Annotated in this window: 11 protein-coding genes; 5 read left to right on the top strand and 6 right to left on the bottom strand. The window is 36.2% G+C overall.

Annotation, left to right across the window (positions count from 1 at the left end; genetic code table 11):
• Positions 1 to 13: 13 nt before the first annotated feature.
• Positions 14 to 1,177, top strand: a complete 1,164-nt coding sequence (locus tag V7S76_RS11105; RefSeq protein WP_459510172.1) for a glycosyltransferase — start codon at positions 14 to 16, stop codon at positions 1,175 to 1,177.
• A gap of 432 nt (positions 1,178 to 1,609) precedes the next feature.
• Here the strand turns inward: V7S76_RS11105 and recF are convergent, their stop codons facing one another.
• Positions 1,610 to 2,725 carry a DNA replication/repair protein RecF gene (gene recF, locus V7S76_RS11100; RefSeq protein ID WP_459510171.1) on the bottom strand — a complete coding sequence of 372 codons (1,116 nt, stop codon included), beginning with the start codon at positions 2,723 to 2,725 and terminating at the stop codon, positions 1,610 to 1,612.
• A gap of 179 nt (positions 2,726 to 2,904) precedes the next feature.
• Here recF and pdhA point away from each other — a divergent pair, with 179 nt between their 5' ends.
• The 3 genes from pdhA to V7S76_RS11085 all read left to right on the top strand — a co-directional run bounded on the left by pdhA (position 2,905) and on the right by V7S76_RS11085 (position 6,540).
• On the top strand, positions 2,905 to 3,915 hold the full coding sequence (gene pdhA / locus V7S76_RS11095) for a pyruvate dehydrogenase (acetyl-transferring) E1 component subunit alpha (RefSeq protein ID WP_459510170.1): 1,011 nt from the start codon (positions 2,905 to 2,907) through the stop codon (positions 3,913 to 3,915).
• A 644-nt stretch (positions 3,916 to 4,559) separates the two neighbouring features.
• The gene (locus tag V7S76_RS11090; protein WP_459510169.1) at positions 4,560 to 5,366 is read left to right on the top strand and encodes a UDP-2,3-diacylglucosamine diphosphatase; all 807 of its coding nucleotides are present in this window, start codon (positions 4,560 to 4,562) and stop codon (positions 5,364 to 5,366) included.
• A 1-nt stretch (position 5,367) separates the two neighbouring features.
• Complete coding sequence (locus tag V7S76_RS11085) at positions 5,368 to 6,540, top strand: glycosyltransferase family protein (protein ID WP_459510168.1); 1,173 nt, start codon at positions 5,368 to 5,370, stop codon at positions 6,538 to 6,540.
• A 274-nt stretch (positions 6,541 to 6,814) separates the two neighbouring features.
• On the opposite strand, the gene V7S76_RS11080 is transcribed toward V7S76_RS11085, so the two are convergent.
• From V7S76_RS11080 to V7S76_RS11070, 3 genes are all read right to left on the bottom strand, one after another.
• Positions 6,815 to 6,964: a hypothetical protein gene (locus V7S76_RS11080; protein WP_459510167.1), complete on the bottom strand. Its 150-nt coding sequence runs from the start codon at positions 6,962 to 6,964 to the stop codon at positions 6,815 to 6,817.
• 334 nt (positions 6,965 to 7,298) lie between these two features.
• Positions 7,299 to 10,478, bottom strand: coding sequence for a TonB-dependent receptor (locus tag V7S76_RS11075; protein WP_459510166.1), 3,180 nt, complete (start codon positions 10,476 to 10,478; stop codon positions 7,299 to 7,301).
• 188 nt (positions 10,479 to 10,666) lie between these two features.
• Positions 10,667 to 12,124, bottom strand: a complete 1,458-nt coding sequence (locus tag V7S76_RS11070; protein WP_459510165.1) for an inorganic phosphate transporter — start codon at positions 12,122 to 12,124, stop codon at positions 10,667 to 10,669.
• A gap of 258 nt (positions 12,125 to 12,382) precedes the next feature.
• On the opposite strand from V7S76_RS11070, the gene V7S76_RS11065 reads away from it, so the two are divergent.
• Positions 12,383 to 12,760, top strand: a complete 378-nt coding sequence (locus V7S76_RS11065; protein ID WP_459510164.1) for a DMT family transporter — start codon at positions 12,383 to 12,385, stop codon at positions 12,758 to 12,760.
• A 1,040-nt stretch (positions 12,761 to 13,800) separates the two neighbouring features.
• Here V7S76_RS11065 and V7S76_RS11060 read toward each other — a convergent pair.
• Positions 13,801 to 15,387: a SusD/RagB family nutrient-binding outer membrane lipoprotein gene (locus V7S76_RS11060; RefSeq protein WP_459510163.1), complete on the bottom strand. Its 1,587-nt coding sequence runs from the start codon at positions 15,385 to 15,387 to the stop codon at positions 13,801 to 13,803.
• Between the two features lie 28 nt (positions 15,388 to 15,415).
• On the bottom strand, positions 15,416 to 18,637 hold the full coding sequence (locus V7S76_RS11055) for a SusC/RagA family TonB-linked outer membrane protein (protein ID WP_459510162.1): 3,222 nt from the start codon (positions 18,635 to 18,637) through the stop codon (positions 15,416 to 15,418).
• Between the last annotated feature and the right edge of the window lie 59 nt (positions 18,638 to 18,696).

The following is an 18,696-nucleotide window of genomic DNA, read 5'->3' as shown; positions in this document are numbered from 1 at the left end:
CAACATTTCCTCCATGCACAAAAAACGCATTCTTTTATTTGATACAATTACCGATGGTCATCATCCTGATTATCTGTATAATTTGATGCTTTATTTTGGAGGAAGAGAAGATGTCGAGTTATTAATTGTAACAGGAGAAAAATTTCTTCAATTCCTAGATCAATACACCCTAGATGGCGCTTTACCTTGGACCAACATTTTCCTTCACACCATTCCCCTAAGTCAACTCACTAACATTCATCAAAAATTGATTTATCGTCGTTCAGTTGTCGAGTGGAATTTAATGTTGCAATATGCGGAAGACTTGAAGGCCGACAAGGCGCTGGTCATGTACATGGACTATTTTCAGTTGGGCATGATCTTGGGCAAAAAAGCTAGTATCGACTTATCAGGTATTTGTTTCAGGCCAGATTTCACCAAGAATGACACCTCATTTTATGGGAAGGTCAAAAAGTACATGTTGAAATTAGCCATGAATTCCGGGAATCTGAAGACCTTATTTACATTAGATGCACGCATTTTATCAGAAATACAGGCTTTAAGCGATCAAACAAAGGTTGTTTCTTTGTGTGAGCCCATTCAATTATTCGACATAAAAGAAGAAGAAGTTCAGGTATTCAAATCAAACGTGCCCGTTTCAACAAACAAGATTCGATTAATCAATTTTGGTTTTTTGGACGAGCGAAAAGGTATTGAGGTGTTTCTCGAAGCTTGCAAATATTTAACTGAAGAAGAAATTAGTCAGATTTCCTTACGTCTAATTGGGCCTGTAGAGTTGAGCTACCAAGCCAAGATTGAAGCACGCTTAAACGAAATTAAGTCGCTAGAAGTGCATACCATTTGGGGATATTTACCTGCTCGTGAAGTACAAATTGCGTTTGAGCAGAGCGATTGGGCATTGGTATTATATCAGAATCATATTGGTTCCAGCTCCGTGGTCGTTAGAGCCGCATTAGCAGGCAAACCAACTTTAGCAACAAATATGGGTCAAATTGGGGAACTTATCCAAGAAAAACATTTGGGCATATCCGTGGATGTTAGCAATGCAAAGGCAGTAGCCAAAGCGCTTTCAGATATCATTGCTCAGAATACAGCGATTGATCATGTCGCCATCAAACAATTCGCCAATGAAAACTCTATTCAGGCATTTGGAAATGCGATTGAGAATGGATTGTAATTAAGTGGTTATACTTCCTATTTTCTTATTACCTATTTATGCGAATTAAGAGTTGAAACTTCTCTTTTTTACCGCTTTTGGCTTCGACTCAGCTCAGCCAATGCTAATTATTCTTTTTTAGGACTTATAAATGAATTTGCGGTTAATCCGATGAAAGAATTGAACATAGCGGTAGGCGGAGCTTTGACAATGCGCAAGGGCGAGTGTGCGTCAGGGTCAAAGAAAATAGCCGAGAGCGAAGTGAAAATCGGTCAGCTTGCTGATTCGTCTTGGATTAACTTGCGACTAATACGTTTTTTTGTTTCTTTTTTTTTCAAAAAAAGAAATGCCATGGATAATAAATTAACCAATAAAATGCAATGCTATATGGAATGTTGAGGTATTAAAGAAAATTTTAACTCTTAATTCGCATTAATAACTAATCACTAAAAACTAATCACTAATACCTAGTTCCAAATATTGAATATTACTCTTCAAATCCTTTAATAAACTCTTTGTTCTTTCTGGGCGGGCATCGGTAATGAACACTTGTCCAAAATGATCTTCAGACATCATTTGAACCAATCGCTGAATGCGTTTATCGTCCAATTTATCAAAAATATCATCTAGTAAAAGCAAAGGTTTTCTAGGTTTGATGCTCGTTAATGTATCGAATTGTGCCAATTTCAAGGCAACGACAAAACTTTTTTGTTGGCCTTGAGAACCAAATTTTTTGAGAGGATAGGAATTAATTTCAAAAGAAAAATCATCTCGATGAATCCCAACACTTGTTCTTAGCGAAATCAAATCGATGGGTTCCGCGTTTTTTAAAGACTCGTCCAATGAGCCCAGTTGAAAACTGGATTCCAAATGAATCATTACTTGTTCCCGGTCATCGGATAATTTGGCATAATGTTCTTGAAAACTAGGAATAAAAATTTTCAAAAATTCAATTCTAGCGAGATGTAGACTTTCCCCCAATTCCACCAAAGGTAGATGGTAACTTTCCAATTGAATCCGGTCAATCCTGTTTTGTTCAGCAAATTGCTTCAAAAGCATGTTTCTTTGTTGCACGATTCGGTTATATCGCAACAATTGATCCAAAAAGGACCGATCCATTTGCGACATCATTCCATCAAAAAATCGACGGCGAGTGTCACTGCTTTCACGAACCAAGTCGGTATCATGAGGATCCATGAGGACTACTGGGTAATTCCCAATGTGATCCGCCAAACGGGTGTAGGGTTTTTGGTCTCTCAAAAAGCTTTTTTTATTCCCTTTTTGAAAGGCGCAAGTAATTTGTGTTTCGCTGGCAGCAAGTCCGGATGCATCTTGTTTTTGATAAACAAAAGTGCCCTGTACCATAAAATAGGCTTCTTCATGTTTGACACAAAGCTGATCAGGAATTCCTCTTGCACTTTTTGTCATCGACAAAAAATGGATAGCATCCAGCAAATTGGTTTTTCCAATTCCATTCTCTCCAACGATGCAATTTATTTCCGGAATAAATTGGAATTGATCCTCCTCATAGGATTTAAATTGCTTAACCTGAAGGGATTTTAAATACATATTGGAGGGGAAATTTACTCTAAGCGATAAAATTAATGAATATTACGTGATTTTTGAGATTGATTGTCGCTATTTCGACTCAAATTTTGGCTTCTCAATGCTTTTGTTTTAATTTCGCATCGGATTCTATTAAGCAAATTGAATTGTTTAATACTAAATACATATTTTCTATCAAAACGATGGCAAAGAAAGACGCTCAAGCACCCAAGTATTCGAAAGAAACATACCGTTTTTGGTATGAGTCAATGCAATTACAACGCAAATTTGAAGAGAAATGCGGTCAATTGTACGGAATGCAAAAAATTAAAGGATTTTGTCACTTATATATTGGACAAGAGGCTTGTTCATCAGGTTCAAGATCTGCTTTAATTGAAGGGGATAAATACATCACTGCATATCGTGATCATGGGATTCCATTGGCATTGGGTACTTCACCTAATTCCATCATGGCTGAGCTTTATGGTAAAATTACCGGTGCTTCCAAAGGAAAAGGTGGCTCGATGCACATTTTTGATAAGAGTGTTGGATTTGTGGGAGGACATGGTATTGTTGGAGCTCAAATTCCATTAGGCGCAGGATTAGCTTTTGCTGAAAAATATAAGAAAACGGGAAATGTTTCTATCACTTATTTTGGTGATGGAGCGGTTCGCCAAGGAGCATTGCATGAAACATTCAACATGGCAATGACCTGGAAATTACCAGCGATTTTCGTGGTAGAGAACAATGGATATGCAATGGGTACTTCAGTAGCACGTACATCCAACGTAACAGAATTGTACACCATTGGAGAGGCCTATGACATGCCGGCAGAAGCAGTAGATGCGATGGATGTAGAAGCGGTTCATGAAGCAGTTTCAAGAGCTGCTGCTCGTGCAAGAGCTGGAGAAGGACCTACATTTTTGGAATTCAGAACCTATCGTTATAGAGGCCACTCGATGTCGGATCCTCAAAAATACCGTTCAAAGGAAGAGGTTGAAGCATACAAAGATCGTGATCCGATCGAGCAAGTAAAACATACCATCTTGACACACCATATTCTTAGTCAAGCAGAATTAGACGAAATCGACGCGAAAATCAAAATTCAAGTACAAGAATCTGTTGATTTCGCTGAAAATTCACCATTCCCAGATAAATCTGAGGCATACAAAGATGTGTATGTGCAGGAAGATTATCCTTTTGTGGAAGAATAGAAAATTAGGTAATAGGTATTAGGTAAAAGGTAATAGGTAAAAGGTAATAGGTAAAAGGTAATAGGTATTAGGTAAAAGGTAATAGGTAACTTTCACTAAACACTAATACCTAACAATGCGAATTAAGGGTTGAAATTTCCAATTATTAATCTCTTCTTTTACAGCTTTTGGCTTCGATACTTCGGAAAGCTCAGTAACCGAGCTCAGTTAACACTATTTATTCTTTTTAGGACTTATAATTGAACTTGCGGTTAATCCGACGAAAGATTTGAGCGAAGCGATAGGCGGAGCTTTGACAATGCGCATGGGCGATGTGCGTCAGGGTCAAAGAAAATAGCCGAAAGCGTAGTGAAAATCGTGCCGCTTGCGGATTCGTCTTGGATTAACTGGCAGCAAATGAGTTTTTTTGTTTCTTTTTTTCTAAAAAAAAGAAATGCCTTAGAAAATGAATTAGCCAATAAATGGCAATGCTATATGGAATGTTGAGTTATTAATGAATATTTTAACCCTTAATTCGCATTGATAACTAAAAACTAATACCTAATAACTAATACCTATTACCTCATATTTAACAATTCCTTTAATATCACTTAACACCCTCCTTAAATAGGAACTGTACTTTTGACCCAACAAAATAAATTTGGATGGGTCATTCGCATAAGACAACCTACAAGACAATCGTCATTTCCGACTTACACTTAGGCAGCAAAGGAGCCAAGGCAAAAGAAGTCAACGAATTTTTAAGAGCCAATTCTTGCCAACAACTTATTTTAAATGGTGACATCATTGATGGATGGCAATTGAAAAAAGGTGGTGCTTGGAAGAAAAAACATACCGGATTTTTCAGAGCTGTATTGAAAATGATGGACAAATTTGATACAGAAGTCATTTACCTGAGAGGTAATCACGATGACTTTTTGGACCAAGTTTTACCCTTGAAAATCGGAAAACAATTCTCTATCCGACAAGATTATATGCTCCATACTTTTGGGAAAAAGTATTTCATTACCCATGGGGATATTTTTGATAGCATCACAAGTCAAATGAAATGGCTAGCCTATTTAGGCGACATTGGATACAACTTCCTATTATGGTTGAATAAATGGTATAATCAATACCGAACTTGGAAAGGAAAACCTTATTATTCACTTTCTCAAACCATCAAGCAAAAAGTAAAAGCGGCCGTTAATTTTATTTCTGATTTTGAAGAAAAATTAGCAGAATTGGCTATTGCCAAAAATGCGGATGGCATTATTTGTGGACACATCCACAAAGCTGAAATCAAAGAAATAAACGGCGTTTGTTACATGAATTCTGGCGACTGGGTGGAGTCCTTAACCGCATTGGTTGAAACGCATACAGGAGAATGGTTATTGGTTAATTACCCTGATTTTGATTTACAAAAAGATTTAGAAGGAATTCGAGTAGAGTCTAACCCAACATACGCATAACATGGGCAAATTTATATTTACCATACAAGGAGAAGGAAGAGGACATTTAACCCAAGCGATTTCTTTAACACAAATAGCGAGAGAAGCTGGGCATGAAGTGATCGGTTACGCTGTTGGTACATTTGAAGGCAGAATAATTCCCCGATTTTTTAGGGATTTTATAGGTGATACACCGATTATCCAATACGAAAGTCCATCGATCAATTATGGCCATGGGAAATCCGTCTTATTGGGTAAAACGGCTTCACAAGCATTTACCAAATTCGGAACGTATTGGAAAAGTGCTACTCAACTTGGCGAATTTATTGAGGAATTGCAACCAGACGCTATTGTGAACTTTTATGAGTCGATCACAGGATTATATAATTTAAAATCAGGGTCGAAAATACCTTGCATGTCGATTGGACATCAATATTTATTGTTGAATAAAAAATTTGTTTCGCTCCCAGAGAAAAAATTAGATCAATTTTTATTGAATTTAAATACAAAAATCACAGCCATTGGGTCCAAAAAATTATTGGGTCTTTCTTTTCGTGAGATCGAAAACGATGCGCATATTTCGGTGGTTCCTCCCCTTTTGAGAAAAGAGGTAAAGGAACTGGAAATTAAAGAAGGAGAAAGATGGTTAGCTTATTTAACGCATTACCGTTTAGCGGATGATATCATTGAATGGTCTGAAAAGAATCCCCATGTTCAATTGGATTGTTTTTGGGACAATGCCCAACATAAAACAACCTACCAATATTCAAATTCTTTGACCTTTCACCCGATTGATGCGGAAAAATATTTATCCAAAATGCAGTCGTGCGCCGGTTTAATTTCCACTGCAGGATTCGAATCAGTTGCTGAGGCCATGTATTTAGGGAAGCCTGTGATGATGGTTCCTGTTCCGAATCATATTGAACAAATGATTAATGCATTTGATGGAGAATTATCGGGCGCTGGAGTAGCAGCGAGAGAGTTCAACTTGGATGTCTTTAAAAATTATCTTCCGAATTATGTATCGGTGAAAGATCATTATCAAGCTTGGGTAAGTACATCGCCTAATAAAATGCAAGAGCATTTAAGAGGATTATTAACAAAAGAGAAGAAAAACAATCCCTTCAAAAATATATTTAGAGGTTTCAATCCTTTCCGAAATGGAAGATTATCTCTGCCCAATGGTTTAAGTTAGTTTAAATGAAGAATGAATAAATACTTAAAAATACCAGATGATGTTTGGTATTTTTTTTCATTCGTTTCGCCTATAAAACATTTAAATACCTATTCTATCAATTCAATATATGGTTTAACATAGGTGAAAAACTTTGTGTTAGACCTTTCGTTTTAACCCTAAACAAGTTTTTTGGCTTCGATAATTCAGCATGCTCAGTAACAGAACGCAGCCAGCACTATTCTATCTTTTCTTTTCTCATTTTCTCTCTTCTCTTTTCTCATTTTCTCTTTTCTTATTTTCTCTCATCTCTTTTCTTATTTTCTCTCTTCTCTTTTCTTATTTTCTCTTTTCTCGTTTTCTCTCTTCTCTTTTCTCTTTTTCTCTCTTCTCTTTTCCCATTTTCTCTCTTCTCTTTTCTCGTTTTCTCTCTTCCAAAATCCACTCATCGAATGATTTTATCAAACAACTGAACTTTTAAAGTCTTAAATTGCAGGGGGTAAGGGGTCCCATTTCCCCATAAAAAATGACGAATAGAATCGCTAATGGAAAACTGATAATTTTAATCAATAACTCGATTTTTTGGTGCCGGTTTTGGCTTCAGGAGCCAAGGCCACGGTTACTGAGCTTGTCGAAGTATGGTTTTTGAGCTTGTCAAAGCATCTTTCTTATCTCTGTATACCTCTTTATACGAATTAAGGTATTAAGTTCATTGAGATAAAATATTCTCAAATTACTTAATACCTTAACTATTTGGCAATAATTATTCGTTCAAATATCTAGAACGTATATCTTACACCTGCTTGCATTTGCCATCTTGAACCCAATTGATCCACTGTGTATGGAGTACTTGGAGTAGCAAATTTATAGGTAGGATCTGCAGATGTTCCTGAATTCACACGTGATAAACCTACACTTGCTGTTGAATTGAATGTATTAGGTGAGAAATATATTCTTCCCCAATCTTTGTTTAACAAATTCGTTGCATTGATGATGTCCAATGAAAATTGAATTTCATGTCCATTGGAAGCCTTGATGGAATGAGAAAGTTTCAAATCAACTGTTGCATTCCAAGGAGTTCTACCGCCGTTACGTTCAGTAAAGTCGCCCTTTCTTGTGCTTAAATATTCATCTGCATTGATATAGTTCATAAATGCTTTTGCTTGTGCACTCGCTGTGCCTAATTTGGCATCATCCACGAAAAATTTAGTTGCTTCTGCTTCATCTTTGAAAATATAAGCTAAACCAGCAGCTTGAGGCGTATTTGCAATGGTTGTATTAACAAATCCCCACGTAAATGGCGCACCCGATTGAGCACTAAATACACCTGAGATGGTTGTTGCTCCCGCCTTTTTCCAAACCTTCGTGTAACCAAATTGACCAATGATACGATGTCTAATATCGAAATTTGAATAAGCAATTTTTGGATCATTTGGAGTCAAAGATTGATTTAACTGCCAATTTGATTCCATGGAGTTACGAATACCATTGGTTAAGTCGAAACTTTGTCCATATGTATAAGCAGCCATGAAATTAAATCCAAAATCATAAGATTTTGTCACTTGAGCCGTTAAGCTGTAACGATGTCCCTCTGAAGTATTGGCTAATTCATATGCATTTGAAAAGGCGGTATTTAATTTTTGACCTGTTGTGCCTCCTGATAAATAAATTGGCATTTGACGTTGAGTGTCATAGCTGTAATATTTAACTGAATCTTTCAAATTCACCATTTGGAATTTCAAATCGCTGATGGTTTTGGTGTAAATACCTTCCAAAGTAATTTTATAGCCATTAATTATTTTATCCACTGCCAATGAACTTCTCCAAACTTGTGGCATTTTGAAATTATTTGCCATGGCATCTACTTGTGTCAAGCTTTTTTGACCATTGTTGAAAGCAAAGGTTTTTGCTCCATCTTTCAATACATCTCCTACATTTTTACCCGCTACATTGTTTACATCAAATGCACCAAAACCAACTCCATCATTGTAAAAGGCATAACCCAACCAAGCAAAAGGAATTCTACCTGTAAAGATCCCTGTTCCACCACGAATAATGGTTGAACGATCACCGTTAACATCATAATTAAAACCTAATCTTGGAGAAACCAATACCTGTCCGAAAATCGAATTGGTAACTTTGTTCAAAGGTGTTGCAGCTACGTAAGTTGAACCAGCACTTGGATCCGTAATGGTTGAAGTTAATTTTGGACTTAAATTAGGAGCATCTGTACTTGCTACATCAAAACGAATACCTGGGGATAATTTTAAATTATCGGTTACTTGGATTTCATCTTGAGCATAAAGGCTGTATAAACCGACGTTAAATGTTGCATAAGGATTATTGTAGATCGCATCTCTATCGTTATTGGTAAAGCTGTAAGAACCTCTAACACGGTTTACATTGGAATTATAAAAATCTGTTAAGCTTTTGTAAGCTACACGACCATTCCATGAGTTAACAAAACCATAGTTGATATTATACAACTCATTGTGTGTACCAACTAAGAAAGTATGATTTCCTTTGAACCAAGTAAAGTTATCCGTGAATTCAAACGTTTTTTGCTTCATATTAAAGACAGTAGCCTCTCGCTCATTTCCTAAAAATATGGTTCCGCCGTTCGCTGAAATTTCCACTTGTGGAAAAGCAAAATTAGAACTAGAAGGTGTACGATAATCGCGAATATCAGAATATCCTAAAATTAAACTATTCGAAGAACTTCCAAAATGGCTTTTCAATTCTGCAACCGTTGAATTTGTTTTATTGAATTGCGTAAAATCCATGGATCCAAAACGGAAATTAGCTACGTCACGCTCTAAATTAGAAGCTTCAGAGGAAACGTATGAATTACGAATAGACAATTGGTGCTTATCGGAAATATTCCAATCGATACGGTTAAAGAATTTATTGCTTTTTGAATAGATCGAATAATCGCCAAATGCACCTGCATCAAAACCGTAATTCGTTTTCAAGAAAGTAGAAATTTGATTAGCCGTTGCCACGTCAAGGATGGTTCCTTGCGCACCTGCTTGATAAAAAAGCGGTTCATTTCTTTGAGTAATTTCCTCATTGGTAAACCAAAACAATTTATTTTTAATCAAAGGCAATCCCAATCTAAAACCTGTTTGATAATCTGAATAACCACTAGGAATCGCAGAGCCATCACCCGCATTGTTTGGGCCCGTTAAAAATGCATTTCTTCCATATGCGTAAACAGAACCCTTCACCTCGTTGGTTCCTGTTCTTGTAACTGCATTGATTGAGCCACCTGTAAAGTTTCCAATTTTAACATCATAAGGTGCTACATACACTTGCACATCTTGAATGGCATCCAAAGAAATTGGATTGGTACGAGTACTTGATCCTGGCATTCCAGAAGTACCACTTTGTCCACCCAAGGATGGGCTAAATCCAATCGCATCATTATTGATGGTTCCATCAACTGTCACGTTGTTATAACGAAAGTTTGTTCCAGCAAAGGAATTACTTGAACTACCTTGTGGAGTCAAACGTGTCATATCTGTCAAACTACGATTCAAAGTAGGAACCGATTTGATAGTAGTTTCGCTTAATGTCGTAACGGCACCGGATCGAGTTCCGCCTTTATCTGCTTTCACGACCACTTCTGTTAAAGTAGTATTTTCCTCAGAAATGACAATATTAACAGCAGGATTAGACCCTAAGGTTAAATTCAAGTTATCTGCTTTGAATGTTTTGTAACCGACAAAAGTTACGCTTAATGAATATGGCCCACCAGGGTTCATATTGGCTAACATAAAATTTCCATCGATTTGAGTAGAAACTCCATAACGAGCTCCAGTTGGAGTATGAATCATTACTACGGTAGCACCAGGGATTTCCTCACCTTTGGCATCTTTTACTTTTCCCGCTAATGTTGAGGTGGTAATCTGTCCAAATGAATCAAACGTAGTGACAGATAAAATTATAACTAACAGCAATGATGCTGATTTAATAAAATTGTACATTTCTTATATTGGTGTTTTTTCGAAGGCAAAAATACTGCCTAAGAAAATATCCAATGTTAAGGAATTGTTAACAAAATGTTAACGATGTATAATGGAAGAGAGAAAACGGGAAGAGAGCTAATCAACCAATTTCTTTTCTCTTTTCCAGTTTTCTCTCTTCTCTATCCTACTATCCAGCGGAAAAACAAAAACAGAACGGTGGATAGGATAATGGTTATTGGCAAAGTTAAAACCCAAGCCAACACAATACTTTTAACGGTACCGCCTTGTAAATTTTTTATTCCCTTGCTTGCTACCATGGTACCGGCAATACCAGACGACAATACGTGAGTGGTACTAACAGGCCATTTATAGGCAGTTGCTAAACCAATGGTAATAGATGCGATTAATTCAGCAGAAGCACCTTGGGCATAGGTTAAGTGATTTTTACCGATTTTCTCACCGATCGTCACAACAATTCTTTTCCAACCCACCATGGTACCTAATCCAAGCGATAAAGCCACCACCCACATAACCCAAATAGGAGCAAAATCGGTTACACCAGCGATACCATTGGATGAAGAAGAACCATAAGTAAAGAACGGACCTTTATCTCCCGCCGTAGCTGATTTTAAAGTTTTTTTATCGTCTGAGGAAAGATCAACCGACTCACTGTCCAATAATTTTTTGGCATTTTTATTGATTGTTAAAGCAGCCTTACGGATGTCAAATTTTTGAGTAGTCGTTAAGGTTTTGGTTGTAGCTCCACTTGAAATAATTGTTTGTAAAGCCGTGGTAGCTTCCAATAATTTATGATAGCTTTCTCTTTCTTTTTGAGACAAAGGAATGGTATCAATTTTAGCAGAAACTTTTTTGATTGTGGTTAAGCTAGATTGAACTTTTGCCAAATCTAAATTGGTATTGATGGCAAAATAGCCAGGAAGGAAGGCAATTAAAATGACCATCACCAATCCAATTCCTTTTTGCCCATCATTTCTGCCATGGAAAAACGAAACTAAGGTACAGGTGGTAATCAGAATTGCGCGAATCCACATCGGTGGTGGCGATTTCTTTTTCGGCTCTTTGAATATTTCTTTGTTTTTGACCAATTTTCGAAGGATATACATCAGGATGATTGCTAAAGCGAATCCAAACAAAGGAGACAACAATAAAGCTTGTCCTACCTCTGAAACTTTATCCCAATTGACAGCAGAAATGCCAACATTTGAATTTTCTGGCAATAAGGCATGACCCACACCAACACCGATAATAGACCCAATTAAGGTATGGGAACTAGAGGCAGGAATACCTAAATACCATGTTCCTAAATTCCATAAAATAGCTGAAAACAATAAGGAAAGTGCCATCGCCATGGAATGATAGACATTGGAATCCATGAGGAGTTCGGTGGGGAGAAGACCAATGATACTCATAGTAACCCCTACTCCACCTGTCAACAAACCCAAAAAATTCATGAAACCTGACCAAATAACGGCTTGGGTAGGTTCCAAGGAATGGGTATAAATAACAGTTGCAACTGCATTGGCGGTATCGTGAAAACCATTCACAAATTCAAATGCACATGCCGCAAATAGGCAGAAAAACAATAAAAACAGCAGGGTAGGATCTAATCCAAACATATCTAAACGGTTTACACGCGTGTCTAAGTTTGCAAAAATAAGATATTAGTTAAAATTTATTGTTACCGAATTGTTATTTATCTAGATAAAATAAAAAAACCGGATAAGTTTCAACTAAATGGACTTATTTTCGCAAAGTTAAATTGTTATTTAAATGAAATAATAAGAGAATTTTAACAATTGATTAAATAATAAACTTGTCTTACATTTCAATCGTATTTCCCATAAATTTGAAAAACCTAAGAGGAATCATCAAATATGCTTAAACCTTGGATTTATTTATTGCTTGCTTCTGGTTTAGAAGCGGCATGGACCTACTCACTACGCAAATTGGACATGGTTCAATTAAAAACTGCCATTCTTGAAAACCCTTTCTTTAGTAAAGCTGTTGGTATCGAAATGGGATATTTGCTCACTTATCTCGGACTCGGCTTATCCAATATTTTTTTCCTATCCTTATCCATGAAATCCATACCCATGACGGTCGCTATTGCCACTTGGACTTCCGTTTCCTTAATCTTGATCAAAATAATAGATGTAGTCATTTTAAAAAATAGCACCAACATGTACGAAATCTTCTTTCTTACCGTCATCATTGTTGGTATTGTTGGCTTGAAGTTTAGTGCTGGGAATTAAAATAGGTAATAGGTAATAGGTATTTAGGTAATAGACCGTTTGCTGAGCGACTTGAAGTATGATTACTGAGTTTGTTAAAGTATCGATGCCAAATGCGCTAAATGAAGATGTAAAATATGAAAAAACTTTGTGCCCTCGTGTTAAAATGACCGGTTAACCACAAAGATTATTGAATCCATTTTCTATTAATGAATGATTTGTTCCAAAAGGATTTTAACTCTTAATTCGATTTTATTGGCAATTGGTCACAGTTAAAAATACTACCATGATCAAACGGTAATCAACCCAAATAATTTTATCAAACAAGTGAACTTTTAAACCATTAAATTGCAGGGGGTAAGGGGCCCCATTCCCCATAAAAAAAGGACAAGGTTATTGCTAATGGAAGACTTATATTTTTCATCAATTAACTGATTTATTTTTTAGACGTTTCTCTATTTGATATTTCAAAGAATGAAGTTGGGGTGAGAAAAGGTAATAGGTAAAAGGTAATAGGTGTTAATGCGAATTAAGGGTTGAAATTCCCAATTATTAATCTCTTAACATACCGTTTTTGGCTTCGATACTTCGGCAAACTAAGTAACTATAATCGACAGGGTCAAAATAACCGAGCTCAGCTAACACTATTTATTCTTTTTTTGGACTTATAAATGAATTTGCGGTTAATCCGACGAAAGAAACGAAATAAATTATGAGTTATGAATTATGAGTTATGAATTTTAAAAAATGCTCATAATTCATAATTCATAATTAAATTGATTCGTCTTAGATTAACTAGAAGAAAATAAGTTTTTTTGTTTCTTTTTTTCTAAAAAAAAGAAATGCCATGGATAATAAATTAACCAATAAATGGCATTTTTAGGTATTAGGTAAAAGGTATTAGGTAAATTAAAAACTAAATACTAATAACTAAACACTAATAACTAATCACTAATAATACTAATTAAGTAAAATCATTCCCCGACCAACTTCATTCACGCAAAAAAGTGGCAGGATAAAATCCCGCCACTTAGTAAATAATTTATCAACAAACTAAAAAATTACTTGATTAACCACATGACATCATTGATATCATCTTTGCCAGCATATTGACTAGTAATTGCTGCTGTGTAATTAGCTGCATTGGCTGTTCTTTCTGTTGTAGGATAAATCCAACGTTGTGCAATTCTACTGGAATTACCATTACCTACACCCGCAGAAAATGCAGGATATCCTGTTCTTCTCCAGTTAAAATATGCCTCCATACCTGAATTCATAAAGAATGCAGCATACTTTTGAGATACAATTTTCTCAATAGCAGTATTAGCATCTAATTGGACAGATGGTTGAGCATAGTAATCACTGAAACTGAAATTAACAGTATAATTAACAAAATCAGCTGCATCTTTAGAACCTGTTTTAGAATAAGTCATCGTATTCGCTCCTTCTACAATGCCATAAAATGCATGAGAAGCTTTGATTCCTTTTTTATACCAATCTTCGGCAGAACCAGTTGCCCAACCACGAGCCATTCCCTCAGCAATGTTGAAACATAATTCAGGATATCCAACGATAAACGTATTTTCTCCCGTGTAGTTTTTGTAATAACGTGCACGATTTTGAAAAGAATAAATACCAGGAGCAAAACCAGCACCATTGGAAATACCAGCATTTTTCGACATATCATCTAATCCTTGGCCAGAATCAGCGCCTCTATAAGCTGTGTAATCTGATGCTAATTTGCCTGCCTTTAAATCGGAACCCGCAGGCTCACAAGTTATCAAGACACGTGGATCGTTCATTTTAGACAATAAACCTACATAAGTAGAAGCCATGTTCTGGCGAGTTGCATCAAAACCAAAGTTATCTGGATTGGAAGGGTATTTATTAAATGTATTCCAAACAAATTGCAATGATTCTCCATTTGAACCTAACAATGGATATTTGGTTGGATTTGAAATCATGTCTGCAAATTTCGTTTTGACACCTAAATCAGCGTCCGAATCTTTTTTAGATAAGGTCACTAATACACGTAAGCGATAAGCATTCACCACTTTTTGCCATTTTTTCAAATCGCCATTGAAGTAAAAATCACCTGAAATCGTTTCTCCTTTTATAATTAAAGAAGCTAAATCTGTATTAGCATCATCTAACCATTTTAAGATTTGAATGTATATCGCTTTTTGAGAATCGTATTTCGGTGAAGTATTTTCAATGCCTTTCAATGCTTCGGTCATCGGTAAATCACCCACCCGTTTAGACATTTGATCAAAGAAATAAGCTCTAAAGAATTTACCTAAAGCAGAATATCCATTGACATCAGCTAATCCAGCCTTTTTTGCCTCCTCTTCCATCTTGATGACATTTTTCAAGGAAGTATATTGGTTGGGCATTTGTCCCAAATTATATTCATTATTGGCATAATAATTATAATTAGAACAATAAAATTGATTCCAACGCATCTCGGCAGAGAATGGTCGTCCATTGTCGTTCAATACATTGTATTCTACCGTTTGTAAAACCAATGAAGCGGGTACCTGCACAGCACGGTTAGAATCTTTTTCTAACTGTTCGAATGTCTTCTCGCAACTGCTTAAAGCAAAAAAGGAGAAGCTCAAAAGGCCTAAAAATATATGTTTAACTTTCATTATTTGAATCTTTTAAGGAATGGAAAAATTAAAATGTGAAGTTTAAATTAACTCCATAACTTCTTACTGAAGGAGTTTGAGGGCTAGAAGAACCATCTGTCAAATATTGAGATAAATCAATGTCTTTTTTCTCAGCAAAATACAATAAGTTACGTCCTACGAAAGAAACATTAGCCGTTGAAACATACTTACCAAACCATTTGCTTGGAAGTTTAACTCCTACAACTACTTCTTTCAACATTCCAAATGAACGGCTCATCAAGTTACCTTCATTGGTATTGTAGAAACGACCGATGTAATCTTGAACGTAAGTTTTTGTTGAATTTGGAGCAAATTGTAAATCTGCATAATTGGTCACCTTTCCATTTGCATCATATTTGATCGCAACACCGTTACTTACCACAACTCCTTCTCCAACAAACGCTTTTACACCTAAAGCATCTTGCGGACGCGCAGCAGCAAAAATTCCTTGCGTAGTACCAATATGACGACCACCACGATAAGCTTGTTGTTGTGTATAATTCACAATAACACCACCAATACGACCATCAAATAACATACTTAAACTCACATTTTTATAGGTGAACTTATTGTTAAAACCGAAGACAAAATCAGGATTTTTGTTACCTAAAAATTGAGATTGTGAACCTGAAACGGTAATAGGAATACCAGCTGAGCTGTTGATGATTTTGCCATCCGGTGTACGAACAAAAGCTGAACCATATAACTTATCTGTACGGTCGCCTACTTTTAAGAAGGTATTTAAACTATTGATACCAGGATAAATATCTGTTAATCTTTCTTCAAATGTAGAATAGTTGGCTAACACATCCCATGTGAAATCAGTAGTTTGAATAGGTGTACCCGTTACCGAAATTTCATAACCTTTTTTCTGAGTCTTGATTCCATTCACTAAGGCCGAAGTATAGCCAGATGTAGAAGAAATAGGTAGAGAGAAAATAGAAGGACCGTCATTTGAGATAAAATAAGCCGCATCTATCGTGATACGATTTTTCAATAAACGTAAATCCATACCAAATTCTGTTTGAGAAGTTTCAGAAGGATTCAAGTTTGGATTGCTTAAGCCGTCTCCGTAAGTCGCACCCGTTTGGTTATTGTAATAAAAAGCGGTGGAATAAACAGTGTTGTTTTGATAAGAAGGACCATCATAAGGTGAGTTATAATTTTCACCCGAATAAACACCGGCACGGTTATCAATCGTTGAAGATGTTAAACCATCTTTTACGTTCGCATAAGACGCTCGCAATTTCAAGAATGAAATAGTTTCAGGTAATTTCAAATAATCGGATAATACCGTTACAGCTCCCACTGAAGGATAGAAGAATGAATTTTTACCTGAAGGAAGTGTAGATAATTTGTCCGCACGACCCGTTGCGAAAACCGTTAAATATTTCTTGTAAGAAAAGTCAGCTGAATAATAGGCAGAAAGTACATTCATGTCAGCGCCATAATTTGCCACTTGAACTGGGTTAGCCGAGTTAGAGAAATTATATAAACCCGGAACGTTCAAATAGTTGGTAGAAGCAAATATCGATTTGTATTGAAAAACACGTTGAGAAGCACCTGCATTGATTTTTGTATTCAATCCTGGTAAAATATCTTTATCAAATGTTAACAATAATTCCGTATTGTTTTCAAACAAACTACGACGGTCTTCACGGTAATCACCACGACGCTCATCACGTCCATATGTACCCGCTGAATAAGGAAACTTCTCTGTTCTCACCATATCCCAAGTCGTTACTTGAGTACGTGCCAATAAATTCAAGTTTTCATTAAAGGTGTAACGCAAAGCCGCTTGGCCTACAATATCCGTTTTGTAATGTCCACGTAACCACTCATATGACATGAAATAAGGGTTGTTGTAACGTTGATATTCCGCATAAATTTGTTGAATACCTTCTTTACCTTTTTGCCAGTAATTACGCATATCAGCAATATCCCAGTCGGCACCCGCCCAATAAACGATGTTATAGATAATCGAGTTAGGACCATAGTTAACATCTGGAATGTTAGGAGTGTATTGACGGTTATATTGCAAATTAGATTCAAATTTCAATTTCTTTGAGAACTGATAATCAGCCGTGATGTTGAAATTTGTCATGTTCAATTGGGTATTTGGAACAATCCCTTTTTGATAAATATGTGAAGTAGAAAAACGCAAGTTGTATTTTTCACCTGTCGCAGATACGGAAACGTTGTTGGTCGAAAGAATTCCTGTTTCTAAGAAACGTTTCAAGTTATCTTTTCCTCTAGCAACCCAAGGAGTACCTTGACGAACACCCGTGATTGGATCTACAGGAGAATCATATTGAGGAATAGATTGTCCATTAAAACGTGGACCCCAACCTCCATCATAATCACCATCATTTAATCCACCACCTTTTCCATCTCCAAAAGCGTATGAACCGTGATCACCAGGACCGTATTCATCTTGAACCTCAGGAATTGCATAAAAACCACTTTGCATTTGAGTAGAAGAATTTACTTCTACTGAAAATCCTCTTCTATCTTTTGAACCACGTTTAGTTGTAATTAAAATAGCGCCATTTTTACCACGGAAACCATATAATGCGGAAGCAGAAGCTCCTTTTAACACCGAATATGTTTCGATATCATCAGCAGAAATATTCCAAGTATCCGAGTTGATAGGTACACCATCCACTACATATAAGATCGTTGAACTACCACGCAATGAAATATTTGGTTTGCGTAATAATTCAGGTTGTGCACCAATCGTTAAACCTGCCACACGACCTGATAAAGCATTAATAGCATTTGGCTCTCTAGCTTTGATCACACTTGCTCCGTCGACCGATTGAATCGCTACCCCTATTTTTCTGATTTCTTTTTTAATACCCAAGGCAGTTACAACTACTTCTTGTAATTGTTTTTCATCAATCGATAATTGTACGTTAATTTCTGATTGACTTCCTACATTCACTTCTTTTTGAATGTAACCAATCATTGAAATTTGCAAAATTGCATTATCAGAAACACTGATCGTAAACTTCCCATCTGCATTGGAAGTTGTTCCTTTTGTTGTTCCTTTAATACGAATACTTGCGCCAGGAATCGCTGCATTATCTTCTGACGCAGTCACACGCCCACTAACAGAATGTGCTTGTCCAAAAGCATACATTCCAACGAGTTGCAAAACAGCAAAAACCATCCAAAATGACGATTTTGCCGCTTTTTTCACTAACAAATTTGGTAGAAAGTTTTTCATTGTAAAATGTTATGTTATAATTTTCACAAATCTATCTCGATATAATTTGGCTGATATAA

The organism is Aquirufa sp. ROCK2-A2 (assembly GCF_054558485.1).
The sequence above is the reverse complement of the archived record's forward strand: the minus strand, read 5'-3'. Positions and strand labels throughout refer to the sequence as shown.